Here is a 25565-nt window from a genome sequence, read left to right as displayed (position 1 = left end):
GCTGTTTCGTTTGTGATGCAGAGTAGGGTATCATAAGCCGCTTTCATTATCATTAGCAGAGTCTTTATGCCAATTACATCTAAATATACCGATCAACAAGTTGAAGATATCCTTTCTGAAGTTGCAGCAGTGCTTGATAAGCATGGCGCAAGTGCAGAACTTTCACTTATGATTGCAGGCAATATCGCAACCAATGTCTTAAATCAGAACGTTGCTCCTTCACAACGCCAAGCAATTGCGGAAAAATTCTCTAAGGCTCTGATTTCTTCACTAGAAACTAAAGACCAACACTAATCAACTACGGACAGAAAAAACGGCAGATGGTAGATAGCGAAAATTCATATGGTGAACGAGTCTCACGACTAGTCGGTTGGGGACACTGGTTTGCGTTCTTCAATATTATCGCAGCTATGTTGGTTGGCACGCGTTATATCGCCGCATCGCCATGGCCAGATACACTGTTGGGGCAGATCTATCTGCTGACCTCGTGGATTGGGCATTTTGGCTTTTTAGTATTTGCCTTGTATCTTTTAGTGTTATTTCCGCTAACGTTTATTGTTCCTTCGCGCAAGCTCTTTAGGCTGCTTGCCGTTTGTTTCGCAACGTTCGGACTCACAGTCCTACTCATTGATACTCAAGCTTACCAGTCAATCAACTTACACCTTTCTCCGGTGGTATGGGAGCTACTGTTCAATGACGAAAGTAGCCCGATAAGTTCGGACCTACAACATCTATTTATTGTGCTACCGCCAATATTCTTAGCGCAGTTGGCACTTTCAGAGTGGGTTTGGAAGAAACAACGTAAACTCTCCCACAAGCATGTCGGACGCCCACTCACGGCGGTGTTCTTCTTGTGCTTTATTTCTAGCCACCTGATTTTTATCTGGGCAGATGCTTATTTCTATAATCCAATTACCATTCAAAAAGCGAACTTCCCGCTTTCTTACCCAATGACAGCTAAGTCATTCATGGAAAAGCATGGTCTATTGGATAGAGAAGAATACCTTCAAAAATTGAAAGAGAATGAAGGTGCGGTAGACCTTGTTAGCTACCCATTAACAGAGATAGAGTTCAATCGTCGCTCAGAAAATTTAAACGTACTTGTCGTAAGCATTAATAACTTACGCAGCGATATGTTAACTGCGGAGACCATGCCTGTTAGTTATGGCTTTGCTCTAAACAACCAGAATTTCACTAATCACTATAGTTCTAGCAATGATGACTTTGGTGTATTTGGTTTGATGTATGGTCTGCCAAGTAGCTACGCAAGTAGCATCAAAGCTCAAGGGACTGCGCCTCTGTTTATGTCAATTCTTCGCGACCAAGGCTATAGTTTCAAACTCTATAGCGGTGATAATTTTGAAGATGATATTTATAGAGACACCATATTCCGCAAATTCCCTATGGTAGACCTAACCGTTCAGCAAGAAGGTGAAACGAACCCACCTGTCGTCTCTGACCTCACTGCCATCAAACGTTGGCAAGCTGATATTGAATCAGGGGCCGGAAAACCTTGGTTCAGCTACATAGAGCTTACGACCGTTGATAACTTCGACGCCTATCAACCACAAGGCACTGACTTATCACCGGAACAGCAGTTTATTGCTGCTTATTCTGCTGCAGCGACAGCAGCGGATGGTGAGTTTGCTAAAATATTGCAAACAATCGCTGATCAAGGGTTGATGAACAACACCGTGATTATTCTTACGTCTAATCATGGCACTGAATTCAACGAAACGAAGACGCGCAGTTGGGGCTCTAATACCAACTACAGTCAATATCAACTTCGCGTTCCTATGGTGGTCCATTGGCCTGGAAAACTGGCTGCAGACTATACCCATATGACCAGTCACCTTGATCTCTCAGCAACCATCATGCAAGACTTAAGTGGCGTGTCCACGAATGTAAAAAACTACAGCAGTGGTCGTAACTTGTTTGATGAACGTAAACGCAAATGGATTATCGCAGGGGACACTAGAGAGCTCGCATTAATTACGCCGACAGATACTACTGTTGTCGATAAATTTGGTAACTACAGCTTATACGATCACAACTATCGTAAACTAGACGATAAGAATCCGAAGCTGCCGATACTGATGCAAGGCTTCACAGAACTACAACGTTTCTACGCAAAAAGTCAGTAAATCAAGGATTTAATAACTCTGGACTCTTGACCTAGAAAATCCTCTGGTTTAGATTAATCCCATCGGACTGTAGCGCAGCTTGGTAGCGCACCGTCATGGGGTGTCGGGGGTCGGAGGTTCAAATCCTCTCAGTCCGACCATACACCTAAAGCCCGTAATTCAATGAGTTACGGGCTTTTTTACACCCTTAGGAAAGCACTTAAAAGCAAGGCGGTTCCAAAACAGTTCCAAAACTGGTTCCAATATTATGTCCAGATTGCCAGTTCAACCGCTGGCACTTGGACCCACTTTTCATGACCCTCTTTGTATATTTTGGTACTACGGGAGTCAGTGTGGGCAGCGCGTGCTTGAGGGTCATGCCCTGCCTTATCATAAAGGTGGATACTCAAACCTCGAATCTCGTGATAGGTCGGCCTACTCTCTGATGGAATGCTGCTCTTTACCTTAGCCTGATCTCGTAGCTTGGAAAAAAAGCGACTCAAATATTTTCTGTTCACTTGAGTGATGTGATCACAATACTGACTCATTTCATTGCTGCGCTTTTCCGGCATCCGGTGTACTACATAAGGTGAATTGATGTTGTCCTTGCTTGCTTCAATAATATTTAGCAGTGACCTTGTCACAGGGATAACAACTCGACTTGCTTCTTTTCCTTTTACCTTTTGACGATGAATTCTAAGGTACCCGTACACTTCAACTCCGTTTTCCATAACGGGCTTATCCAGTAAGGTGATGTGTTCATATTTCATCGCACATATTTCGTTGACTGCATGAGTTGTCTCAAGAGAAAGGTCCATTGCAATACGCATCCATTGGGGCGCTATCGACCAAATAGCCTTATACTCAGCAATAGTAAGTCGTTGACGCTGCTTTTCTTCCTTAGGCTTGCGCTTTTTACGTTTAGCTGGGTTATCGACCATCACTGACTCATCGACCGCATAGTCAAACACCTTTGACATAAATGCGATCCATCGATTAAACACATTATTTGATTTGCCCGTGGCCACGGCTTCCAGTACCAAATTAACATCATCGAGAGTGATAGAAAGGCCTGTCTTATCACCAATCAAGGTATTCAACTTGGCCAAACGACTATCAAACATAGCCAACGTATCTTTGCTCGGTTTTTCCTCTGCAGCGTAGCGCTCAGATACTCGAGAAAAAAAAGAAGAAAGCCTCTCTATTGATTTGCGACGATGTGGCTTGATCAGGTCGAGGTTTACTGGATGAGAAATTTCAGGGTCAACTCTATAAGTAGCGTTGTATCTTCGCGCTAAAGCGATTGCTCGACTCTTATCATGGCCAAGGGATTTGCAGCTATTATCAATACGCCGAAATACATAGCCTTTCTTACCTTTAAAATAGAGACCTTCTGGAAGGTCTCTATACTTTTTACTTCTTGGACGTGGCACGGTCACCTCTATACTAACTAATGAGAAAGCAGCTCATCCAAAAACGGATCACCACTAGAACTCTTTTCTTTTTCTAAATCTACGTAGTATGAACGTCCTATTCGCTTACCTGGCAACGTACCTAAATCGATTTCCCTACGACAGATGCGTACATCAGGAGCCCCGCCTTGAGGAAAACGTAGTTTTCGCCAAAGGCTGAGTTTTACTAACATAAAAGATCCTCACGCACAGGAACTCTAAAAAACCTGTGAACCTATGGAATAGATGGTTAACTTTCTGATCTATAAGAAAGTGGCTTCCATAACTTGCCGGTTACAGAGGCCAATAACTCATGGGGTAAACCATGGAACCCCATGAGTTTGTTGGAGCCATAAGCATAGTTTTGCCGTCTATGCTGCTTTTTCACCCTCCTGAGGTGCAAGTCCTCGTAATACAAGAACTGCCCAATCACACTCAATTTCCAAATGTAGAAGCTCTCTTGTGAGCGCTAATGCTGACAAAGGATTATCTTTCCCCACTTGTTCACGTAAAGTTTTAAGACGCTCTCTTAATTGGCACTCTAACTGTTCGAAGTAATAAGTATTAGCAAGGAACAAATGAACTAGGGCTTCATCTTGAATGCGTGAAACTGAAGGTTCAGTATCTAAGGCATTAGTCAGCTGCTCTTGGCCAGCTGGCGTTAGTAAGTACAACTTCTTATCTGGTTTGCCAGATTGCGGTACAAGTTCCAAAGAGACCAAGCCCAACCTCTCTAACTTGGCCATATCACGATAGATTTGTTGATGTGATGCCTTCCAACCTTTCTCTAGAAGTAGTTTAGTTAAATCGTAGCCCGTTGATTGCTGCTGGTTCACTTCAGCCATCATGATGAGTTGTAAGTTTGATAGACGCATTGTGTTCCCTCTTTAACAATGATGATTCAATACTTTCACTGTCACATCCAAGTGCAATGAACTAATACCTAGCTTTGTGGCTAGGCGCTTACGATTGCCAGCATCGAGATTAATGGCGCTGGCCAACGTCTCGTATTTATTTTCATGACTGCTCATATCATGCTTTTTTCCATTGATATAAGGCTTATCAAGTCCCGCTTCTTCATAGACTTCAACTATCATCTGGGCGATGTGATTTAAGGGTTTGGTTCTAGCCATATTGTTCTCCTTTAGTGGCTTATTGGTTAGTTTCTTTCTCACGAACATCGTCTGGAACAGCTGGGAACAAGCCAAATTCACGCAAATTCTCGACTCCCAGAGCGACAAAGTTAGCGACACGCTTACCATTAATTGATTTTTCGTGGCCATCTTTCAGAACCACTTTTGCTTCCTTCAGTTGCTTTTTGAGAATGCGATCAGACTTAACTGGCAAACTGTCGAATTTTGCTTTAAGCGCAGGACTTTGGCTGATGTGCTGCATAATATGGCTAGTGCGAACCAGCAAACATAGCTCACCCTCAATCCAATCGAATGCGTACGGATGGCGGAAATGTCCCGCATCCATCTCGCCAAGAATTAGCTCTAGGATCCAAACCCATGGCTCACGTTCAGCCTCAGTTTCTCGAATGTGCGCGTTCATCTCCGTCACTAAGTCCTGCACAAAATGACCGTAGTTAATCGCAACGCCCGTAAACTCGCACAATAGACGCCAAGCCAGCATTAAACAGGCGTAATTGTCACGCATACGGTTGGCACCGTTATCATCTGGCTTGGCCATGCAACGTTTGGATAAGTAATCCACACACTCTCGATAAGCGCGTTTCATTTGAGGTCGAGAGTACGATGTCAGATATAGAATCCAGTTTTTAACTGGGAAACGAGGCAAGTCATCAGGAATCATGTCACCCTTGCGCCCTGTCAAATCGGAACGTACAAGTTTTCCAAGCAAAGACTGCACAGGCACATCTTCACCAGCTAGCAGAACAGGCGCAATACTCAGAAACTCAGTCATGTCAGTACCGCGGCGAGTAATGGTGTATTGATAGCTTTCTTGAAGCATTGCAACCGCTTTATCAATCACACCTTGCCCTTGCGCAGATAACTCTTCCCAACCGACTGGATGAGAGGTATGTGAGATTGATGTCAGCAAACGGAACTCTGTTTTCAAGCTTTGGCCGGAGAACATCGTGAACGCTAAAGTACGCTCTAGCGATTTAACCAGTGTTGACTTACCAGCTCCCTTTCCAGCATTCAGCATGTAGTGAGGCCAAAAGCCCAAAAATGTTTTGATATGACAGCCAAGCCCCCAAACCAAGAGCATCAGAGCGGCATTATTTTTAAAAGTGGCATGATAAGCCTCTAATACTCTAAGACCTTGTTCTGGTGTTCCTGATGGGAACTGAAGGTTGTGATAAGGGCACTGCTGTGTTGGGTCAGTAAAGAACGAGTCAGGGCCTTCATTTAAAATCGCTTGCCCGTTATGCCAAGCTAAGCCAACGAAATTCACTGCGCTGCGCTCACCAATATGAGTCGCACGCTCGAGGATAGAGATCATTCGGGTAAACTTACCTGGGTTGAAAATCCCGCCACCAACTCTACGCCATACGTCTACGTTGTATAGCTGCTCACGCTTCATTACGAAGCGTGTCAACTCTGTGGGTGAGTCTGGTGTTTGTATTGTTGACGAATAGACTTTTGTCGGCTGTAAATCTGGCTCCCCCGTCATTGCGGAGTTAGCCGATGAAATAGTTACTTTCGATAAGCCAGCGATGCGAAAAGAACAAACATCTTGCGGTATCTTTTGTTCACCCTCTTGATTCGTTACGATTTTTAAATAGCTCGTGAAGTCAGGCTTTACTCTAAACAGCCAATAAAGACTTTGGTCGTGATGTGGAAGTGGCAAACGCTTAAATTGAGCATTCTCAAACTCACCTTCCTGACCTGCGACCAACCACTGTTCCAAGTTGTTTTCTAGCGTACACTTGGTTAAAAAAGTGCCGTGTTTCTTGAGAAAGTCGTTCAAATCATTCAACCCTTCCCACTTGCCATTTTTTTGATCAACAAGGAAACAAGGAATATTTAAAGCGGTGCATTTCTCGTGAACAACCCAAGCGGCCTCTGGTCCAGGTCTATGTCCTTTTCTAGGTCCTTCAGCGATGGGTTCATCATTGTCGAAACAACAAATCACACGTTTACCTGCTAAGAATCTCCAGTCAATTTCATCAACAGCAAGGCCACGAGTAGCAACAGCGGTTGTCAGAGATTTACCTTTACCCTTTGGATCAAATCCCGCGATAGCCGAAATCGCGTTAATGGCTGATTCAACCACAATCACAGTTTTGGCACGCTTCAAAGCAACCTTGTCTGGAATGTATGGATACCCACGCTTTTCGCCCATAGCTTTAGTCTTGTTGTCACCGTTTAGAGCCGGGTCAAAAAATCGTATGTCGATACCCATGATCTCATTGGTAAACAAGCATCGACTTGGGAACGTAATAGCCGGTCCGCCGTACCCAAGTTCGCCTGCGTTCTTGCTAGGGTTTGTCCAGTCGCTATAGCCGAATGCACCGCGCTTTTGCAACATATCAACCACTTCAGCAGGAATGCCGCGTTCGTCAATAAGGTAAGCCCTTGCATCAGATGCCATTGATAACTGCTTGTCAGCCACCCACGCTAGCTGGCTTTGTGGCTTGTTTGGCTGCGACGCAACTTCATCTGTTGGAATATTGAATTCCTCATGTAGCCACTTCATTGCCTCACTGGTATCAGTTGCCTGACCACAATAAATAACGAGGTCAATACATGAGCCCTTTTCACCAGAGGTGTGATCTTTCCACATCTCATAGCCAGCTTTACCCGCATTAAAAATGCTGACACTTGGGTGCTTGTCAGGTCTATCTGGTGCTCGATAGTTACCAGTTGGGTCTGGTCGTTCCATTCCCAAACGGTCAGCCAACTCATGTAAATCAATGATCTGTTTTAGTTGTTCTGCGGACGCCATACAGCGTGCCTCCAATTCTATGTAGTTCTACCCCAACGGATACAGGGCCAAAAAGACGTTCTAAATTCTGCTTTACCTGCTGAAACTCTTGAGACTTCAGCAGGTCTGCCATCAGTGGATACTCTTGTTGAATGCGGCCCCACACGGCCTTTTTCTTATCTGGAGCGAGTTCACTCAGAGTTACCGATGGCATAGCACTGCGAGTTAAAACCGGCTCGGAAAACCAGAGAGGGCAAGTCCAGCCTTTATAGGGTTTACAGATCATAGGCATAAAGCCGCCTTAAACATGCCGCGGTTATCCATAGATCATGACTCATATGGCAACTGTGTGTGAGTTGTAAATTCATCACCTCTTCTTGATCAAGGTGATGAATCTCTTGCTCATCAAGCTCTATGTGCCCCGCCAGTTGCCACTCTTTAAACACCGAATCCTGCTCATCAACAAAAGCTTCACGATTAATAAACCCCTTTTGACGAACCATTTGCTGCTCAAGCTTAAATAGACACGCTCGCTGAGGTGCACTAAGTCTCGTAGCCATTAGCGCTTCAGGCATACGCTGCCTCCATGTAGTTTGTAGCTAAACGTTTGGAAGGTAGGATTTGATGACGACGCCAAACGGAATTCTCGTTAAGCACTTCAAGAAGCTGTTCAGCGTGTTGCTCAGGAACCCCTCCACTTGTCAGCCACAAGCGAATATCGGTAGGCCTCACGTTTAAGCGTTCTGCTACGTATTCCGCCATTCGCATTGTGCTCGCCCTACCTTTAAATACATGAAGATTGATATTGCGCATCGCGGCGGCTAATGCATTTCTGCGCATCTGCAGTACCATTTCTTCAGTACTTTGCACTGTTTCCATACCTAAACTTCCTTATTGAGATGAATGAGAAAACACCGAAACACGACGATCTTTACTAACTAACACGGGAGACTCTCCAATCAGCTTCACAACAACATTTGGCCCTTGCTCCTCACACGACTCGACAATCGCTGCAGTTCTCGGGCTACCGTCGATACTGATCACGTTGCCACGAATCACTTCATCGACAGAGATATGCTTTAAATTCTGTTGGCCTATCGAAAACATGTGCTTGCCTCCTGCATTGCGGAAACCATCGATTCACGATCAGGTGTTGTGTAAATAGCTGTCGTAGACAGATTTGAGTGACCAAGTACGGCTTGAACACGGCGAAGAGCATCTGGTGATGTTGTGCGCTCTAAGAATCGTTTAGCCCAGCTATGGCGCAGCCAGTGTGGGGTTCCCTCTGGTACCTCTGCTAAACGACACCATTGAGTAAATCGAGCTTGAAAACTACGGCGACTCATTGCCTGACGATTACGGCTTAAAAAAAGAGGACGCTCTAATCTAGGGGTATCCCACTCAATACCGGCACTCATGTCTTGATGAATTTTTAGCAGTTGCTTTAATGCATGGATGGCTGACTTATTCAGTGCAATCGGATGTTTCTTTTGCAGCTTGGCATTAGCAAATTGATAAACGAGATAGCCTTGTTCAAGACTGGCTTCTGCATCGCCAACGGTTAACCCCAACATAGGAAAGTTGTGGCGCACGGCTTTATTTGCATCTGGCCCAGCTAACACGCCTAATCGAACCGCGGTTTCACGCATTAGCAGCATCCAATAGTAATCACGCTTGGCATAGACTCCATATGTCTGCTTTACCGTTTTGAACAGTTTCTTCTCTTCTTGCTCAGTGAAGTAATGCAGAAAATATTGACTGGATGACATGCCCTTATTAATTGATAGAGAGTTCATGGCCTACCTCCTTTGGCTTCGCCGTTAATTAAGCTTTGACTAGCGAGCGCAAGCGCTCTAACAACTCAAGAGCCGCGGCAAACACTTCTTGCAACTCGCGTTCTATGCGCTCAAATTCGTACTGCTCGATGTCACCATCTTCTAGCGCATCTGAAATAGCACGGTTCATGTCGCCAATCTCTGCGTGTAATGCGCTGTAGCAGTTCAGTAGCTCGACGTCAGAAACAGAACGGTAATCACCAAGGAAATAAACGGAGTAATTCAGCTCGCTGGCCATGGCACGTAACGGGCCAACGTCTCCGGTAAGCTGCATAGTTTGGAGGGTGTCAAACAAGCCTAGTTTGTGGCTAGTTTGATTAGGGTTGATTTCGTTAAACAGAACACCTGGTCTTTTATTTAAGTGCTGTTCAACTTGCGAAACATTACCAAATGCTTTTAGCATTTGATGTAAAGCGTGCACCACTTGCGGGTAGCGTGGTACCGCAATAGATAGATCGGTCATGTGACCTCCTAAAAAATTGATACGTTTCCAATTCTTAGAAGCCTGCGCTACAATCTACCGTAAGGATGAAATGGTGTTGGAGCCGTGAGCATAGAGGTTGCCGCCTCGCTCTAAGTCCCTACTGGTAGGCTGTGTATTGCAGACTTCAGGCCCTTACTGGATTGCCGTCCCGTAAGGGTTTTTCTTTATTCAGCCTTCAACAAATCATAATCCGGATTTTTATATCCAAGCTCTCTCGATACTTGCTCCAGTGCTGGTTTTAGTTGCTGACGTTCAAATTCTGTTTTCGACTTAGATATCAATTTCACTAATTCAATATATTGGGAACGTGAACGAGCGGTTGTCTGGGGAGTCTGTGTATAACTACCAGTTCTTCTGATTTGTGGAAGTACTTCATCGGTTATCCATTTGCGGAATACCTTTGCTTCGGGTTTCCGGCTTCTTAAGATGAGTTCATACAAGCCTCCTTCAGTAATAAATGTCATGGTCTGAGACCCACCAACGGTGTCCACTAATACTGGACATCGTTGGTCCTCATCTAAACGCGCAGTTGCATCACGATACTTTGAAATATCCAATAGCTCACATACATCTTTTCCACAAAATAATGGTTCACCATTACTCGTTATCGAAGTACGAAATTCACGCTCGCCAAAATCAAACGTCAGTACTTTTTCAAATGCCTTAATTACTTCACCCATTTTCAATTCCTCGATTAAATTAAACAAATCAATTGACGCTCTCAGCGTCACTACCTAAGCCGCCTGCTCATCAATTGGCGGTAAACCTAGTTCCTCCTCTTTCTGCTCAATGGCACGCCTTAACAAAATACGGGTCATTTGTGCCGGTTTACGCTCATCTAACGTTGCTAAACGCTCGACTCTTCGCCTTAAATCTAAATCACGCGTAGCGACTAGATCCGCATTTGGATTTTTTGATTTGGTCACTTATTTCTCCTATTATGATAAGCTCTCTTTTTGAAGCTAATAGCAATCCTTAAGTCCAAATAGTTATCTATGTTAACTTTCGAGATTGATATTAGATCCATTTATAGAACTATTCAAGCCGAGGAAGGTAAAAAAATGGATCTTTCTTTTGAGGAACGTCTAAATTTTGTTCTTAAAGATCGAAAACAAACACCATGGGGTAAGAGTTTAGGTTTCACCGGAGCATCTATTTCTCATATATTCTCTGGCGGACGCATCCCTGGCCCAGAGTTTCTAAACGCAATCCGCCGCGCTGAGAATGTAAACCTAAACTGGCTGCTCACTGGCGAAGGCTCACCTTATATCGTTGAATACTTCCAAACCGCAGATGCACTGTCTGATTACGTTTGCGCCATGCTCCATGATGAACCATGGGTTGTTTATGTTTGTTCGCACGTCGATACCGCTTGCCTCGTTCTCACTCAACCGGGCGCCTATGAATTCAAAGGCAAATTTGTTGATTACAACATCATCCATGTATTGGTTGGCCCAGGTGATGATGTATTGGCAAACGTGCTCAACGACCATAATTCAGATGGTGGTGCGGTATTTGTTCCCTTTATGACGGACAACGAACGTAAAGATTTGATGGCGGGTAAAATTGGTACATATGAGCTGCTTGGCGGTTTAGAACCTTTACTGAATCCGCACAAAGTAGGCTCACATATCAGTGACATTGACTTTACAAATGCAAACTCAGATGAATCATCGGTTAATTTATCCATCATGCGAACCGTTATTCGCTTAGTTGATGAGAAGGAAGCAGAGCTACAGGCCAAACTCACAACTGAACAAAGGGCGCGTATTATTGCTGCGGTGTACAAACAGTTAAGCCGCTTTGAATTACCAGGAACAATACCCGAGCAAACTTTTTCAGCCGCTGTTGAAGCTGCATTTGATGTGCTGATTGACTGAGTTTTACTGAACTCAAGTTTGAAGAACGCCAGAGCCAACATCTGTTGCTCTGGCGTTTTATTATTGATTTTCCTAGCCATATTCATTCCGAAATTATTTTTTCTTGTTTTAGATACAGCTTATCGGTTTTTGCAACATAAGTTGCTGTGCCATCCGTCACATAGCGAATCTGTACCCATTGACCTAATTATCAGAGACAGTACGTCTCCCTACATCAAGTAGTGAGAAATAACCTGTATGATGCTCGGCAAATGAAAAACCAAAGATTAAAACAGGCAAGGAAAGCAGCGGGATTTTCACGTAATCAGGTAGCGAAATTCATGCATAAGTCGCCACACACGATTAAGTCCTGGGAAACAACGACACGTCAACCTCGCACACTCCGTGAAGTTGAACGCTTGTGTGATTATTTGGAAATTACTGTAGCCTGGTATTTAGCTGGGCAACCACCAATGAGGCCGATTTTGCCCACTGAGAAAGAGAGGGAGCTGTTAGCCCTGTTTTCAGAGCTAACAGATGAGCAGAAGGAAGCAATGTTAGAGATTATGAGGGTGATGTTGTAGCGCCTTCTAAGACACCTAAAGTATCCTCGACAGATTCAGTTTCAATTAATTCAACAGTTGAAACTTCCTTCGGCGCTAGGGTAAGAAGTTTTAAATGAAGCTGTTTGCGTAGTTTAGTTTCGCTAGAGCCTTGCTCCTCAATGGCGTCTATCATCTTTGAAACCAATTTCACAATATCAGACGCTAAACGAGTAATGTTTTCGGCTTCTGCTGTTTCCTCTCCAACAGAAGTAATGTATTTATCTGTTTGCTCCGAGATGCTTTCTATTATTTCACTTTTCAACCTATGGAAGTAACTACGATCTAATTCAACACGCTCGTTTTTATACGAAAGAGCTATGGCTTCCTGAATTCCTTGGTTAAACCTATTAACCAATTGAGCTTTATTGCCTTCAATATCTGCAATTGTCTTATTTAGAGTGTCCCTTTCGTAACCAAGAGTCTGGTTATTATTAAATAAGTTATCGTAGTTTCTTTCTGCTTCTCGCAGCTTATTTTCCATCTGATTAACTACATTCCTCTCAGCAGATATCCGCTGCTTCAACTCGAGTATTTGCTTCCCAGCATTTTCGGCATTATTTCGATAGTACTCCTGCCAATATTCAAGGCTAGCCTTACTCTGCCGCTGAGCTACTTTCATCTGCCCACTGTATTTTTCAAGGAGCTGACTATGCTGAGTCGCAACTCTTCTTTTTTCAATAAGCTTGTACTTAGCTAAGTCAACTAACCACTGAGCAAAAGGGATAGCGAATATATAAACCAGCGACAATACTACCGGTATTACTAAATCACTCATCCAATAGAATGGCGTTTCTTCTACCAAAACTAACCGTTGTGCGTTGTCTGAAAAAATCAGCTTTGCTACATGGTCATGGTTGTAGAGCAGCCAACACAAAGCAAATGTCCCAAGAAGTGGGGTCTTAAGCCGAGCAGACATTTCGGTGTAAACCGCGGAAAGGAAGTTTTTCATAGTTATCTATTTCCCACTCTCTTTAACATCATTTTCTCTACTTGTTATTTTGGGTTCACTTTTCTGGTTAAGTTGAGACTGGACTTCTATTAGTTTCTCCTCTAGCTCAGTAACCTTCTGGCTTTGAGCCCTTAAATTGTTAATTTCTTCGCTTTTAGACTCAATTTCAGCTCGCAAAACCATATTCTCTTGCACAGCATCACTATCTACTTTTGAATCGATATAAGACATGTAAGTGGAGAATGCTGTAATACCAAGACCACAAACAGTTAGTACCAACACTGCCCAGCTAATAGCTAAACCTCTACGGGCAATTTTCTCAGAGTTTACGCTAGACTTTGCACTGTCTTCCGCGGCGACTGATTGATTCTGGTTTAAGTTAGTGATCTGCTCTGCCATGACATTCATGACTTTTAGTTGTTGATTTGAGTGTTCGACCGCTTGCTCAGATAATTCTAACGCTCTGTTTTGGCGTTGTTCTTCTTGTATATTTTTTTTCTGCAGTTGCTTAGTAATATTCACTGGTGGTTGAAGTTTGTTTGTTGGCGAAACAATATCTTCAGGGAATTTTACTTGTTTCAGTGCAAACGAGAGGCTCGAGGCGCCATCCAGATCTATACCTTTGAGAGGTTTAATCATTGCATCAAAGGCTTTTTGCTGCTTTAAAAGGCTTGATATTGGCTTTGTTATGTTATCCGTCGCCCTAGCGATTTTTGATAAAGAGTTATCGTAACCTGCCAGACCTTTGGGAAATGCATCGCTGGCTGCAGTAAGTGGTGCCATAGCCTTAAGTTGTTGATCGAGAACCGAATTAAAGCGTGTAGTATACTCGAGTTGTTTTCTCAAAGTTGACGATATACCAGCCTGTGCTAGGTTCTTTTCACCTTGCTCCTTAAAGCTTTTCTGCTCAAGAACTAAAAGCCTATGAAGATACTCAAACTCTCGCTCACCTTCTAAACGATGCTCAACACGTTCGCCCCATTCAAAAGATAGAATCTTTTTGCCATTTTCATTATTGGTGACATAACAACGCTCTTTTTCAAGGTAATTATGATGTTCAAGAAACAGTGAACTAAAACCGTCTAAATCATCTAACGATAGTTCTTGTACTGCTAGATTAGACGCTCTCTCTTCTGGTTCTACGCCATCTATTACATCTTTAAGTAGATAACTCGTGGTACTAACTAACTTTCGGATATAGTCTGAAGGGTTAATTTCACTAGCACTTCTATCTCCAACGTACCGTTCCATCTCTATCATCCCTTTTACACGATAGCGAAATACGGCTAGTGAGCCGATGGTTGTTTCTAACTCACCAATAAACGTGGTATTTGATTTAAGGTTTGTACTTGTCAATTTGAAACTCCAAATAATATTATCCGTAGTTTCCATGAGTCTTTATAAGCAGTCAATTGCTTAAACGAGGAATAGTAGATTCTTCACCTTTTGGAATAACAAACTCACCACTAAGTGTATGCCCATCCGTTCCCAACACTTCAGACACTTTGCTGCACATCCACTCGGTATTAAACTCCTTTCGCGCATGGCCAGAGACTAAAATATTGCGCTCAGCTTGGACCCCGGGAATGAATGGGAAGTCATCTAAGGTCAACACATAGTCGCTGCGTTGCACTTGATAAAGAACCGCTTCAGCAGCTGCTCGAGCTGCCTCTTCGCTAGGGAATATTTTACTCAGTTTCTTAACCTTACCCGTTTCTTCTCCGACTCTGACCATCTGCTTTTGCCCTTGCTCCACCGTTTGCCAGAACGCCTCTACCGCTTTGACGTTGCCAGAGCCTTTTAACTCTATCTCTGCTTCTGTTTCATCGGTGATATGGACGGGGACAGGAGGCAAGGTTTTCCCGCTAACGCTTTGGTTATCGCCTCGCTCAAAGAACACCAATTTTTTATCTGCGATTTTCATGGTTGCACCATGTTCTTTCGCCAGCTCCGTAACTAAGTCAGCATCACTTTGCCCCGCTTGTACATAGTGACCAATCGTAATATTTGCATACTTGCCGCTCACTGCAGGGGTAAAATCGTTTTGGCTAGCGATGGTCTCAACCAAGCTTTTTAGATTGGTACTTTGCCAAGTAAAATCCCGCTGTGTTTTAAAGCTTCCCCCTAGGTTTGCCGCATCACCAGAGATCACTATTTGCTTATCCGGGTTCCTGAGCTTTACTGAATTCACCGTAAAACTGCCTCTAAACACTAAGTGCTCTATATCTTTACCCGTATAGATTTGCATGTTCGCATCAGCTTTAGGAAACGCGACCTTACCATCATCAGCTAAGACTAACTCAAAGTTGTCACTTTCAAGCCCTGCTTCATCATTGATCGTCAAAGTCACAAAGAATTCCCTGATGATTGGCGTAATGTCTTTGCCGTTTACCACGGTCTTAAATGGCGCTAATCCCATAGACTTATCTCTTCTTCATCTGCAGGCGTTTCAAGTTCAGGCAGGTGTATTTTTACCCCTGCTTTAAGTGGGTGCGGCAAAGCAGAAAGCCCCCGATTAGCTTTGAGTACCGCTTCATAGGCACCGGGTAAACCGTTGTAGTATCGGTGGGCAATATCATCAATCTGATCACCATCTTTTGATATGTAAGTCGTCATGGCTACACCTCGTCTGGATACTCTTTAATCTCTATGGTGAACTCAATTTTACGCGCTACGCCTTTGGTAAAAAGATTGGTTTTATCGACTTCCAAAGAGCGAATAGTCCATAAGGCGAGGTCATAGCCAAGACCGTCAATCAGGCGCAGCGGCTTCCCTTTATCACCTTCTGCTTTCATTTTGTCGGTCTGCCCTAGCCCCCCTCGAAAATGCGGATAGATAGTGCCTTGAAAACGAAGGGTCGATAACTCCCCACCAATAAACTGCGAACGTGGCTTACGCCCGGTAAGATTATGATCCGCCCATCGCCAAGCGTGGACTTCTCGAATGCTTTGTAGCGCAGCGGTATCGATACTGAACCGATAGTCACCTAACGCCATCATTACATCTACCATTCTATTTCCTTAATCTGCAAAGCTAACGTTGCGCCCACCTAGCTTCATTTTTTCCATCTGTTTCGCAACACGAAGCACCATCTTTTCGAGCTTATTCAGTTGCTCATCACTGGCATTGCCTTGAACATGGAAAACAGGATTAAAGTTGACCTGAGGCGGCGCCACCTGATTGGTCGACTGGCTGACTTGTTTAACTGTACTGGCAATTTGAGTATTCTGAGCAGCGGTTTGCTGACTGGATTTCTTAACACTATCACCAGGTTTAGGAGTATCTGAACCAAAGAAACCACCGACCCAGCCACCCAATGCTTCACCGCCCATTCCACCAAGTAACGCACCGGCTAAACCGCCTATTGCGGTACCAATAACAGGCACAACAGAACCTATAGCCGCTCCTGCAGCTGCTCCAGCCATCGCACCACCCATGTTGCCAACTGTACCGCCAATTTGAGTCGATTTTTCTTTACCTGATAACGAATCATCCATCATGGTTGAACCAAGGCTCAAAGCACCGAGAGCCGCACCGACATAAGGTAATCGACGAGTCAATCCACCCAACTTGCTAGCAGACAACAAAGCCCGTCCAGGCATGGAACGAGAGCGAGCTTTTCCACGTCTACGCTTTCTCCTGGACCCTACATCACCACCGAATCCATCGACTGGCATATTTGTCACGTAAACCTTAGACACATCGCCAGTAGGCAACCCGGGTAAACCTGCACCTCCACCACTGCTTTTGGGGCCTCGAACGAAGTCCATCACCCCTTTACCCATGGTGTAAGCTTTTCGACCAGCCCAAACTGCACCCAATGTACCAGCTAATGCAGTAGCACCAGTAAGTACGTTTGCTAGTGTGTCTGGGTCTAAGCTGTTAATTGCATCAGCCAGTTCTGCTATTGGCTCTGCTAGCTTTTCGTCAGCAAAACTCATCCAAGCTGTTTTTAAACTCATCATCGCAGCATTAGCGGTTTGAGCTGCTCGAGCAGAATCTTGAAGAACGGCGGTACCATCGCCTTCAATATTGAGAAAACTACCGAATGCTTTTTTACCATCTTCACTCGAGAGCACTTTCATAAAACGCATAGCCTCATCACCAAACAATTGACTGTATTGAGTGATGTCTGAATTTGTTGCAGCCATGATTTCACTGACGATTGAGGGTAAATCCCGAAACTTCTTTTCGCCTCGAGCAAGCGCTTCTTGGTCGAATACCTGAATACCCAGCTTTTCTATATCTTCATAATTGGATGTAATGTCGGCTAAAACAGATTCCATCGCGCTCGCCGCTTCAGCTGCTGAGCCAGAACCCATTCGAGATATCTGCAGCATCGCCCCCATTTCTTGTACTGCTTTAGGGCCGGTACGTCCCATTGCTGCGTATGCTGCTGAAACTGACGCACCTTCTGCAGCAAGGTTTTGTAATGTGAATGCCCCGGCTTTACCTTGCACGACTAAAGTGTCGATCGCAGACAGCACATCTTCACTGTTTTTAAGGCCAAATTTTTGCGACATATCCGCAAACATTTCACCAACATCGATACCCGCGGCACCAGTCGCCTGCATTACTCGACCAATGTTGGCCATGTTCTCTTGAGCAAACTTAAGATCACCGGTTTTCTCTACAATCTTTTCAACTGCTGAGAGCATTTCACCCTGATCAACACGAATATCTGATTGCTGGGAAGTAGCGAACATCTCTTTGCGCAGAGACGCCATTTCAACTTTTGACTTTCCCGCCTGAATCCCTAATCGTTCATAACGTTCTTCTAGCCCCATAACAGCAACGGCAGAGCCAGCCCCTGCAGCACCGGTTGCTAACGCAGTCCATTGGTTACCCAGGCTATCAATACCTTCACCAACCTTATCGACACTACGACGCATTAGATCGGTTTTCTTAATAGCAGCACCCATATCTTGGGTGTACTTACGAACGTTCTTACGAACATTAGCCAAGCGTTGCCCCATACGACTGGTCGCGCTGCCAGCTCGCTGGTTCTCTCTACCTAATCGACTTGTTTCGTTTTTTAAACGCTGAGAACTTTTACCCAGTCGCTGATTCTGCCGCTCTAGATCGTCAAAAGCTCGAGAGACAGACCTGTCAACCCGAGCTTCTACACCAATCCCGACAGATGCCTTATCATTAGCCATATCGGTTCTCTGTCTTATGAATTATCACTTTCTTCGTTCAACTGGCTGAGGTTCTGACACCCCTCTAGCCATTCAAACAGCTCCGCTATGCTGAGTCGTCTGAGCTCTTCGAGGGAGATGCCTCCACAGAACTTGGAAATAGCAAGGCAGACTTGGCGACAAACTGCGGGATCGGTAACAAAAAACAGTCATACGCCTTTTGCAATTGAAGATAGTCGTACTGCGCCAAGCTACCGATAAACTCACGAGTGGTGTTAGTCAGGTTGGCAAACAAGTGCGCTTCATGTTCAGCGTTGTCGTCTAACAAGTTACCTTCGGCAATAATTCGACTTTGCTTCTGAGCCAAGATGACATCATTCGTCTCAGGAGGTCGCATTGTTAAAATCGCTTGTGGTGACCCATCAAGTTCTTTAGGTACCTGTAATGAAATTTTAATCGGTTGATACATGCTTATTCCTTAAATACCTAACGCTGAGTTGATGCCTTCACGCAAGTTCACACCGCCCACGCGGTTGATGCCTGATAGCAAGTCGATGTAAACCAGTTCTGACCCACCTTGCTCGATGCTGTATGTCGTCCATGTGATCTTACATGGCATTTCTGCGACTTTTTTACGCTCGAGCTCACCCATATCTAGACCAATAACACGGCCAGTCACTTTAACGACAAATTTCTCAACACCCATTGAGCTTTGCAGCGCAGAACGAAAGACAAACTGTTTCTCTTGTCCATTTGTGAGGCCAAACAATTTAATGGTCTCAGCGTTTGGCTCAGCAATGGTCACTTCAAGATCTTCAGTCTCGACAACACCCATATCGAGTTTAATCGCGCCAACCATTCCGCCGGCAATGTACTCTTCGACCACTTGATTAAGTGGCGGTAATTTTACTTTGGGCACCAAGCCCAACATTCCGCGGCCATCTTGGTACCAGACATAATCCGCGAGAACTTTTGGAGGTCTACGTTCCATGATTGTTCCTTACTCAAAGATTACGTCAGCGTAATCATTAACGAAGTGGCTCGTCACAGTAATGTTTTGTGCGATACCAGGAGGGGTAAAGTCGTAATCGACATAAAAGTTACCCGCAATGATTGATTCCGGTGGGTTCAAATCCGGGTCAGCCCAAGCGCCACCGCCATATAAGTGACCAGCACGAACTTCGGCATTTAAGCCGTTCTGAATTGAATCCGTTACATCTTCAACAAATGTGGCGAGAATCTTACGGTCACGCGCCCATTTCAGGCTTGAGGTGATCATGTCCAGAATCATGTCATTGACGCGGACATGAGAGTTGAACTGCCATTTTGGGTCATCACTGCAGCTTAAGTTGCCCCAGCTGCGGTAACCATCATCAAGGATAACCGTAGTAATTTGGTTCTCGTTCAGCAGGTGCGCCATGCAGTTGGTATCACCATCTACATAATCGATAGGAATTTCAGTTCCTAACGTACCGTTAACTTTTCGGTTAGATATTGAAGCGCTGTATCCATCATTTGGATCTTGGTCTTTCTGAATCTCCAAACCAAGCATGAAGGCACTCATTGGAACAAGACGACCATGCGCATTTTTCATGCGTGGCCAGAAAAGTTCTAATCGCTTATCACCCCATAGCTGGCGATAGGCAACAGCTTCTTCGTAAGTAGTACCCGGGCACTCTCCAAATACCTTACAACGTAGACGCGTTGCAATCGGTAGCAGTTTGGTCAGCACCGATTGGTTGCTTAAATAACCAGGCACAGAAAGTAAACGAGGGCGTTTCCCTGTTACCGCCTGAACATCCAAAATGGCTTCAATACCCGACTTCTCACCGGTTACTGGATCTACGCCACCAATGATATTGGCGATAGTTGCCGCCTCATCGGCTCCTTCTTCCACTCGAATAACACAGATAGCACAGCGCTTTTGATCATAAACCGCGGTCAATGCGTCGAATAGTGTCCCTTTGGCATCTCCGACCATATCAAGCTTGGCGAGTTTGTGGACGTTGCCAGCAATCAATACTGGTTTTTTATATGGGTAGGTTGCAGGATCAGCATCAGGGGCAGTACCAACAACCACAGCAAAGGATGTGTCCGCCATTTGCATTGGACGAACGCCACTGTTGTCAGTATTTCCAAAGATGCCATGTTTAAATTGTGATGACATGGTGTGTTCCTTTGTTGATAGAACTCACCTTCAGCGGCATCGTTTAAATCATTTTATGGGTTTAGAGCGAGAAAAACAGGGGCTAGTTTTCTGGCGGTGTTGGCCACGGATTTTCTGCTTTAATCTTCTGTTTAGCGGCAAGGGCTTGATGTTTCAACTGAAGCGCCTCAGCTTCTTTCCCTTCGTCCATTAAATCCATAGCTTCCATTTTTAATGGGTCACACATTTGCGAATACAAAGTGCGGCGCTTGTCGTCGATTTGGTTGTACTCGGCTATGTACTTGTTGCTTTTGTTTGTTACCCAAGAACCGTCAAACCACTCATCGAATGGAGTTTGGGGTTCAACAGATGTCCAACCATCAGGAATAACCCCTAACTTCTCTACTGGCTTAAACTTGGTACAATCTGATTCATCAAAGATCATCTTTCCAACATGCTCTTCAACATACTCAGTGCCAATTGGTAAATTGTTATCCAGCACGACAATGACCTTAAAGCCATCTTTCTTAGGCTTGGGCTCAACCTTTAATGCACTGCGTGGAATGTGGTATTGACCTGCGCGACACTGTGCTTTAATCGCGTTGTGGTCAACCACCTTTGTTTCTTTATCCCAAAGCCAATAATGTTTATCTGACATACTTACTCCTAGACAAAGACAATTTTGTTTTCAATGGTTGTTACGGGTTGGTTTTGGCTTGCGGTTGGAACAACACGATTAGCATCAAAATCAATTCCTCGGTAAACCGAATATGTTTCACTCAAGTAAGCTCGCGATAGAGATTCACCTTGAACAAGTTTATTTATAATTCGAATTGCTCCGTTCCCCTCAGAACCTGCATATGTGAAGTTATTTCCTCCTGAGAATAGACCTGTAATATTTCGAATTGCATCACCATGCGTTTGGTTCAGTTGGTAACTAGCACCATCGGCAGTACGCACATAACGACCAAGAATGTCACGCGTATTGATGATTGCTGCATCACCAACACCAGAAACCAATTCAGGCCAACGAGCAGCCAAACGCCAATACATTTTTGCGTTCAAATCCACTTCGTTCTCAAGAACGGCTTCTTCGGGGATAGTATCTGATAGCCAACCTGACATTTGACCAGGTGTGTTACCCGTGTATGGCACCCACCACCAAGGCTCTGGCGCATTAGGCCATTGCTCATGTCGGTTTATTGGGTCGGTAGGGTCTTTTCCTTTACAGGTCAGGTTAGGGCCTGCATACATTTGCCAAACTTTAACTTCACCATTCGATTCTGTCGTACACGTTTCACCAGTTTTATATATCCGATTAGCGTCATACGCTTGAAACTGACTATTCGATATTAAACCTGACAGTTGTTCATCCACGTATTTTCGAGTAGCGGTAACAATCGCTGGGTCAATCATCAGAATAGGCTCCAACGATGTAACCGCAAATGTCATCTCGACAAAGATATCATTGACTTCTCCGCCATTGTTACTGCCGGACAAAATCGGGATACGAACAGAGTTGCCAACCGCGTGTAAGTAAGAATTACCATCAAAAGTCGCGACCGCAGCAAATTCACGGACTGCAATATCTACAATGTCATCTGGAATCTTGGCCCACACTTTTAGCTGAGGGACACCATCTGGCTCTGATGGGGTAATCATCTCCATACCAGTGACTGGTATGCGAGTTATCTCATTAACAAGCGTGGTTTGTGTTCTTGAAGGCTGAACATAAACATCATTCGCATCACCGATCGCAATATGAGTGAAATTGATCGGTTTATTATTCAGCTTACCGTTAATCTCGGCATTCTCACCTGTAAGAGTAAGAATGGAACCGTAACTGAGTTCAGATTCTGGAATACTCATGTTATCTCCAAAGGTAATGCTCCAGAGCGAATAATCATACCTAGTCGCATAAAGCACACATTGTTGCTATTCACTGAGCTCGTAATATTCTCTGTTCGCCAAGGGCCGCTGCGAACTATCATACCCATTCGGCTGAGTATGCTATTTTTCACAGGATTATTGACCTGGCTTGTGATTGAAATGCTCTCAAGGTGAGAGCGCGTATTCTGCGCGTTGTTGACCGCTTTGAATATCTGGGGAACCGTGTTCTCATCGATGTCTGAATTACGTGCCTGTAAATTAACTCGGAAAAAACCGGGGCGAAGTTTTACTTTATCTTCAAACCACTCTGTGACACTTAGACCATCTTGACGAATCGACTCAATACTCTTATCCAGTGCGTATCGAGTTCCTTTGTAAATATGAATCTCGATTGCTGCAGCAATGACATCACGCTTTGTTTTTTCGTCCCAGCTTTCATCCCAATCATCAACGCTCATCTCCCAAGCCAGATATGGCAGCAAGTCCGATCGACATTTGTATGGATCCAAATAATCTTTGATATCACGCTCAATGAGAGCGATTTCTTCAAAGAAAATTTGTTCCATAACCCGTTCTAGCGGAGATGCAGAAGGTGGTAATTTGCTAACGAACTCAGGCTGACTCAACGGGAACCCCTTTTTGACGAACCACTATTCCGGTGCAATATGGCGCCTCTGATATCCCGCATACGATCTTGGCTAAAGGAGAGACAATATCCACGTCTTCAACTGGCTGAAAGCTCACTGTATTCTCGCTGTCGTCTTTTTGTACGTGAGCAGCGGCATCAACTAATGACAAAGAAACATTACGAGCTAATCGATGCGTCTCATCAGCCAAGCTTCTCAAACGATTGCTAGCCACTGCTAGAGTTTCACTTTCACCAGGACCATTCGGCAGATCTAGTTCCACTTCAATACTGTATTCTTTAATGGTTGCTGAAAGTACCGACAACTCATCATTAAGCGGACGTTTAGTTTTAGTGCTGACATACTCGAAAACTTTCTGGCAGAGTGCCTCAGATGCGACGCCATTGCCTGTTCTACCTAAGATGTACAACACCACTTTAAAACCGTCAGGGCTGTGAACTTTAGCATCAAGTACATCTTCATCTGCGGCAAGCGCATGAAAGATATAAGCACCGTCAGGCCCCGCCGTAGAAAACCCTTCAGGTGCCATCTGAACCCGACGACGAAACTCTTCTTCTGTTTCGTTCTCAAACTTTTCAACTGGTCGCCAATCTGCGAGACGTTGCAAATTGGTTCCGGTCGCATAAGCAACCATGTTCTCTAGAGAGATATCTTGGAATTCTTGTCTAGCGCGGGTGACTTCTTCAGACATGGAAGAAAAAGCATTGTAAATAGGATCGCCCACTTTCGGCACCGAGACCTGAGATAGCTCTGCATAACGCTTTAACATCCGATCACGAATAAAACGCGCATCGAGCAACTTAACCACTTCAGGAGGTGGTAACTGCGAAATCTCTATTTGGCTCATAAACTCAACCCTGAGATTTCAACCACAGAACCATCAAATAACAGCTCAATTTCCATCGATAAAGTCACTTGATTTTCTCCATGCACTAACCACGATTTCACCAGTTTTAACTCGTCATTGAATCCGTTTGGAGGGTGAGACAAAGCATCCGCAACATCGGCATAGATGTCGATCTCTAGCTCTGGTGTGATTTTCTTGTCCACCCTACTTGGTAAGTTGGAGCCATACGGTCTATCTAGCGGCAAAGATCCTCTACGAGTTTTGAAGCAGCGTTGAATACGTTGCGTCAGTTCTTCAACACCCTCAATAATCTTGCCTGTTTTCTCATGTATACCTGTTGCCATACTAACCACCTGCAAACACGTCAGCTGAACCAGTAGCTACAGAAGAACCACATGCAACAGGATCACCTATACGCCCCAAAGCTTTACCATTAACAAAGACTGAGCTACTTCCATTTGCGAGAACACTTGCATGTGTTTCTGGGATAGATGGATAAGTGTGAGGAGCCCATCCGTCCCCCTGCCGATGCACTGCAATCCCATTACAAAAAACATCAGGGCTTCCTCCTACGGACGGTCTCGGAGGCCAACATCCGTGTCCTGTACATTGATCCCCTACTCTTGCTACTGCTGACATGTTTCTTCTTAGTTCCAATCAATTCGAGGCGCAGTAAAAGACATATTACCGCCTGCCGTGAAATCCATCGTTCCACCACTCATCACTGATAAGTTTCCATCAGTATGAACCATGGCGTTACCTGTAATATGAACTTGCACATCTCCTGCAAACTTTGCGGAAAAGCGGCTGTCGAGCATGTCGTATTCCAACCATGTCCCGTCGGGAAACTCTCGGAAAAAAAGATTAAGGTCATCTTTCGGTTGGTCACGACTCATCTGATTGAGACTCGCAACAATGACACCACCTTGAGTATTGAATTCCTTAACAACCAGCACGAGTTCACCCTCTTGATGAGGAGCAAAATCCTTCACCGCACCGGCATGACCAACATCCGATGGAATCCAATTAGTTGTTAAGTCAGAAGTGAACTGTACTTTATAGCGAAGCGGTTTGCCCTTAACCTCAACAATGGTACCAATTTGGATCATCTGTGAAATTAACCGCACCAATTGCGCTTGAGTAAACTCACTCATTGTTTTCGCCATCCAAATCAGAGATAACTAAATAATCATCTTTATGCGCTTCACCAATATTTGGCGGAAGGCTGACATGAATTTCAGTGGGCACTTCAGAAGGTCCTTCAGGCAACCAATCAACCTCACCACCGAAATCATAAGGACCAGCCACGCATTCACAGATAAACCAGCCGTCTGGAACCTCTTGCTGCTGAGAGATGATCACCTTCTGAATGGAGATGTTGCCTGCGGCAGACGAGGAACAAAACAAACGCCAGTCTTTTAGAAACACGAGCTCAGCGTTCTCGACGTCAATGCCTTTCGATTGTTGGCCACAATAAATACGACCAATAGCCATAAAGTTCATGCGTGTGTTGTAGACATCACCTAGAGGACTTTCGCCGGTGTATACCAGGGTCAAAACCCCTGGACGCAATTCTTCATTTTGGTATGCAGCACGCTCTTGCCAATTACGAGTAACTGTTCGTTCAGGGCTGTGTTTTTTAAATGCAGCCTCAATACTATTCATGATGTCACTAGGGGTAGGTTGAGTCATACTAA

General features: G+C 44.6%; 34 protein-coding genes and 1 tRNA gene. 5 read left to right on the top strand and 30 right to left on the bottom strand.

The features are described 5' to 3' along the window. Positions 1–66: 66 nt before the first annotated feature. The 3 genes from OH456_RS12840 (at position 67) to OH456_RS12830 (ending at position 2284) form a co-directional block, all read left to right on the top strand. Complete coding sequence (locus OH456_RS12840; protein ID WP_006070060.1) at positions 67–294, top strand: YejL family protein; 228 nt, start codon at positions 67–69, stop codon at positions 292–294. 26 nt (positions 295–320) lie between these two features. Next, on the top strand, positions 321–2144 hold the full coding sequence (locus OH456_RS12835; RefSeq protein WP_198558092.1) for a DUF3413 domain-containing protein: 1824 nt from the start codon (positions 321–323) through the stop codon (positions 2142–2144). A gap of 63 nt (positions 2145–2207) precedes the next feature. Then, positions 2208–2284: transfer RNA gene (locus OH456_RS12830), tRNA-Pro, on the top strand. A gap of 105 nt (positions 2285–2389) precedes the next feature. Here the strand turns inward: OH456_RS12830 and OH456_RS12825 are convergent. The 13 genes from OH456_RS12825 to OH456_RS12765 form a co-directional block, all read right to left on the bottom strand. Then, positions 2390–3556, bottom strand: coding sequence for a tyrosine-type recombinase/integrase (locus OH456_RS12825; RefSeq protein WP_270033620.1), 1167 nt, complete (start codon positions 3554–3556; stop codon positions 2390–2392). Between the two features lie 17 nt (positions 3557–3573). Continuing rightward, on the bottom strand, positions 3574–3768 hold the full coding sequence (locus OH456_RS12820; protein ID WP_124940013.1) for a hypothetical protein: 195 nt from the start codon (positions 3766–3768) through the stop codon (positions 3574–3576). 177 nt (positions 3769–3945) lie between these two features. After that, positions 3946–4449 (bottom strand): PadR family transcriptional regulator, encoded by a 504-nt coding sequence (locus OH456_RS12815; protein WP_270033619.1) that lies wholly within the window; start codon positions 4447–4449, stop codon positions 3946–3948. 12 nt (positions 4450–4461) lie between these two features. After that, on the bottom strand, positions 4462–4707 hold the full coding sequence (locus OH456_RS12810) for a hypothetical protein (protein WP_270033618.1): 246 nt from the start codon (positions 4705–4707) through the stop codon (positions 4462–4464). A gap of 19 nt (positions 4708–4726) precedes the next feature. Beyond that, positions 4727–7489: a toprim domain-containing protein gene (locus OH456_RS12805; RefSeq protein WP_270033617.1), complete on the bottom strand. Its 2763-nt coding sequence runs from the start codon at positions 7487–7489 to the stop codon at positions 4727–4729. Next, entirely contained in the window at positions 7455–7760 is a 306-nt protein-coding gene (locus tag OH456_RS12800) for a hypothetical protein (RefSeq protein ID WP_270033616.1), read from the bottom strand. Before OH456_RS12800 ends, OH456_RS12805 begins: the two co-directional genes overlap by 35 nt. Then, the gene (locus tag OH456_RS12795; RefSeq protein WP_270033615.1) at positions 7744–8043 is read right to left on the bottom strand and encodes a hypothetical protein; all 300 of its coding nucleotides are present in this window, start codon (positions 8041–8043) and stop codon (positions 7744–7746) included. The genes OH456_RS12800 and OH456_RS12795 overlap by 17 nt, the downstream gene beginning before the upstream one ends. Continuing rightward, the gene (locus tag OH456_RS12790; RefSeq protein WP_270033614.1) at positions 8036–8347 is read right to left on the bottom strand and encodes a hypothetical protein; all 312 of its coding nucleotides are present in this window, start codon (positions 8345–8347) and stop codon (positions 8036–8038) included. The genes OH456_RS12795 and OH456_RS12790 overlap by 8 nt, the downstream gene beginning before the upstream one ends. Positions 8348–8359: 12 nt before the next feature. Next, positions 8360–8575: a hypothetical protein gene (locus tag OH456_RS12785; RefSeq protein WP_270033613.1), complete on the bottom strand. Its 216-nt coding sequence runs from the start codon at positions 8573–8575 to the stop codon at positions 8360–8362. Beyond that, entirely contained in the window at positions 8563–9264 is a 702-nt protein-coding gene (locus OH456_RS12780; protein WP_270033612.1) for a tyrosine-type recombinase/integrase, read from the bottom strand. Before OH456_RS12780 ends, OH456_RS12785 begins: the two co-directional genes overlap by 13 nt. Positions 9265–9292: 28 nt before the next feature. Beyond that, positions 9293–9766 carry a phage regulatory CII family protein gene (locus OH456_RS12775; protein ID WP_270033611.1) on the bottom strand — a complete coding sequence of 158 codons (474 nt, stop codon included), beginning with the start codon at positions 9764–9766 and terminating at the stop codon, positions 9293–9295. Positions 9767–9951: 185 nt separating this feature from the next. Next, positions 9952–10467 carry a BRO-N domain-containing protein gene (locus OH456_RS12770; protein WP_270033610.1) on the bottom strand — a complete coding sequence of 172 codons (516 nt, stop codon included), beginning with the start codon at positions 10465–10467 and terminating at the stop codon, positions 9952–9954. Positions 10468–10521: 54 nt separating this feature from the next. After that, complete coding sequence (locus OH456_RS12765; protein WP_270033609.1) at positions 10522–10713, bottom strand: hypothetical protein; 192 nt, start codon at positions 10711–10713, stop codon at positions 10522–10524. 135 nt (positions 10714–10848) lie between these two features. On the opposite strand from OH456_RS12765, the gene OH456_RS12760 reads away from it, so the two are divergent. Next, a complete protein-coding gene (locus OH456_RS12760; protein WP_270033607.1) occupies positions 10849–11667 on the top strand; it encodes a helix-turn-helix domain-containing protein in 819 nt (272 codons plus the stop codon). Positions 11668–11918: 251 nt separating this feature from the next. Further along, the gene (locus tag OH456_RS12755; RefSeq protein WP_270033606.1) at positions 11919–12230 is read left to right on the top strand and encodes a helix-turn-helix domain-containing protein; all 312 of its coding nucleotides are present in this window, start codon (positions 11919–11921) and stop codon (positions 12228–12230) included. Here the strand turns inward: OH456_RS12755 and OH456_RS12750 are convergent. From OH456_RS12750 to OH456_RS12670, 17 genes are all read right to left on the bottom strand, one after another. Then, positions 12211–13200 carry a hypothetical protein gene (locus tag OH456_RS12750; protein WP_270033605.1) on the bottom strand — a complete coding sequence of 330 codons (990 nt, stop codon included), beginning with the start codon at positions 13198–13200 and terminating at the stop codon, positions 12211–12213. The genes OH456_RS12755 and OH456_RS12750 overlap by 20 nt on opposite strands. Before the next feature lie 6 nt (positions 13201–13206). Further along, on the bottom strand, positions 13207–14556 hold the full coding sequence (locus OH456_RS12745; RefSeq protein WP_270033604.1) for a hypothetical protein: 1350 nt from the start codon (positions 14554–14556) through the stop codon (positions 13207–13209). 52 nt (positions 14557–14608) lie between these two features. Then, positions 14609–15619 (bottom strand): contractile injection system protein, VgrG/Pvc8 family, encoded by a 1011-nt coding sequence (locus OH456_RS12740; RefSeq protein WP_270033603.1) that lies wholly within the window; start codon positions 15617–15619, stop codon positions 14609–14611. Further along, entirely contained in the window at positions 15610–15816 is a 207-nt protein-coding gene (locus tag OH456_RS12735; protein ID WP_270033602.1) for a tail protein X, read from the bottom strand. The genes OH456_RS12740 and OH456_RS12735 overlap by 10 nt, the downstream gene beginning before the upstream one ends. Positions 15817–15818: 2 nt before the next feature. Next, on the bottom strand, positions 15819–16211 hold the full coding sequence (locus tag OH456_RS12730; RefSeq protein WP_270033601.1) for a phage tail protein: 393 nt from the start codon (positions 16209–16211) through the stop codon (positions 15819–15821). Positions 16212–16220: 9 nt separating this feature from the next. Beyond that, on the bottom strand, positions 16221–18359 hold the full coding sequence (locus OH456_RS12725; protein ID WP_270033600.1) for a phage tail tape measure protein: 2139 nt from the start codon (positions 18357–18359) through the stop codon (positions 16221–16223). Positions 18360–18444: 85 nt separating this feature from the next. After that, on the bottom strand, positions 18445–18807 hold the full coding sequence (locus OH456_RS12720) for a phage tail assembly protein (protein WP_270033599.1): 363 nt from the start codon (positions 18805–18807) through the stop codon (positions 18445–18447). Positions 18808–18816: 9 nt separating this feature from the next. Further along, the gene (locus OH456_RS12715) at positions 18817–19329 is read right to left on the bottom strand and encodes a phage major tail tube protein (RefSeq protein ID WP_124940035.1); all 513 of its coding nucleotides are present in this window, start codon (positions 19327–19329) and stop codon (positions 18817–18819) included. 9 nt (positions 19330–19338) lie between these two features. Continuing rightward, the gene (locus tag OH456_RS12710) at positions 19339–20505 is read right to left on the bottom strand and encodes a phage tail sheath C-terminal domain-containing protein (RefSeq protein ID WP_124940036.1); all 1167 of its coding nucleotides are present in this window, start codon (positions 20503–20505) and stop codon (positions 19339–19341) included. A gap of 82 nt (positions 20506–20587) precedes the next feature. Further along, entirely contained in the window at positions 20588–21142 is a 555-nt protein-coding gene (locus OH456_RS12705; protein ID WP_270033598.1) for a hypothetical protein, read from the bottom strand. 8 nt (positions 21143–21150) lie between these two features. Further along, positions 21151–22353 carry a phage tail-collar fiber domain-containing protein gene (locus tag OH456_RS12700; RefSeq protein ID WP_270033597.1) on the bottom strand — a complete coding sequence of 401 codons (1203 nt, stop codon included), beginning with the start codon at positions 22351–22353 and terminating at the stop codon, positions 21151–21153. Further along, positions 22350–23000 carry a phage tail protein I gene (locus OH456_RS12695; protein ID WP_270033596.1) on the bottom strand — a complete coding sequence of 217 codons (651 nt, stop codon included), beginning with the start codon at positions 22998–23000 and terminating at the stop codon, positions 22350–22352. Before OH456_RS12695 ends, OH456_RS12700 begins: the two co-directional genes overlap by 4 nt. After that, entirely contained in the window at positions 22987–23868 is an 882-nt protein-coding gene (locus OH456_RS12690; protein WP_270033595.1) for a baseplate assembly protein, read from the bottom strand. Before OH456_RS12690 ends, OH456_RS12695 begins: the two co-directional genes overlap by 14 nt. Next, entirely contained in the window at positions 23865–24212 is a 348-nt protein-coding gene (locus OH456_RS12685; RefSeq protein WP_270033594.1) for a dTDP-glucose pyrophosphorylase, read from the bottom strand. The genes OH456_RS12690 and OH456_RS12685 overlap by 4 nt, the downstream gene beginning before the upstream one ends. Before the next feature lies 1 nt (position 24213). After that, positions 24214–24507 (bottom strand): PAAR domain-containing protein, encoded by a 294-nt coding sequence (locus OH456_RS12680; protein WP_270033593.1) that lies wholly within the window; start codon positions 24505–24507, stop codon positions 24214–24216. Positions 24508–24515: 8 nt separating this feature from the next. After that, the gene (locus OH456_RS12675) at positions 24516–25022 is read right to left on the bottom strand and encodes a phage baseplate assembly protein V (protein WP_270033592.1); all 507 of its coding nucleotides are present in this window, start codon (positions 25020–25022) and stop codon (positions 24516–24518) included. After that, positions 25015–25560 carry a hypothetical protein gene (locus tag OH456_RS12670; RefSeq protein ID WP_270033591.1) on the bottom strand — a complete coding sequence of 182 codons (546 nt, stop codon included), beginning with the start codon at positions 25558–25560 and terminating at the stop codon, positions 25015–25017. Before OH456_RS12670 ends, OH456_RS12675 begins: the two co-directional genes overlap by 8 nt. Positions 25561–25565 lie beyond the last annotated feature (5 nt).

The organism is Vibrio sp. La 4.2.2 (genome assembly GCF_027586995.1).
In the GTDB taxonomy this organism is placed as follows: Bacteria; Pseudomonadota; Gammaproteobacteria; order Enterobacterales; family Vibrionaceae; genus Vibrio; species Vibrio mediterranei.
Note: the sequence above shows the minus strand (reverse complement) of the source record. Positions and strands in the feature narration are given on the sequence as shown.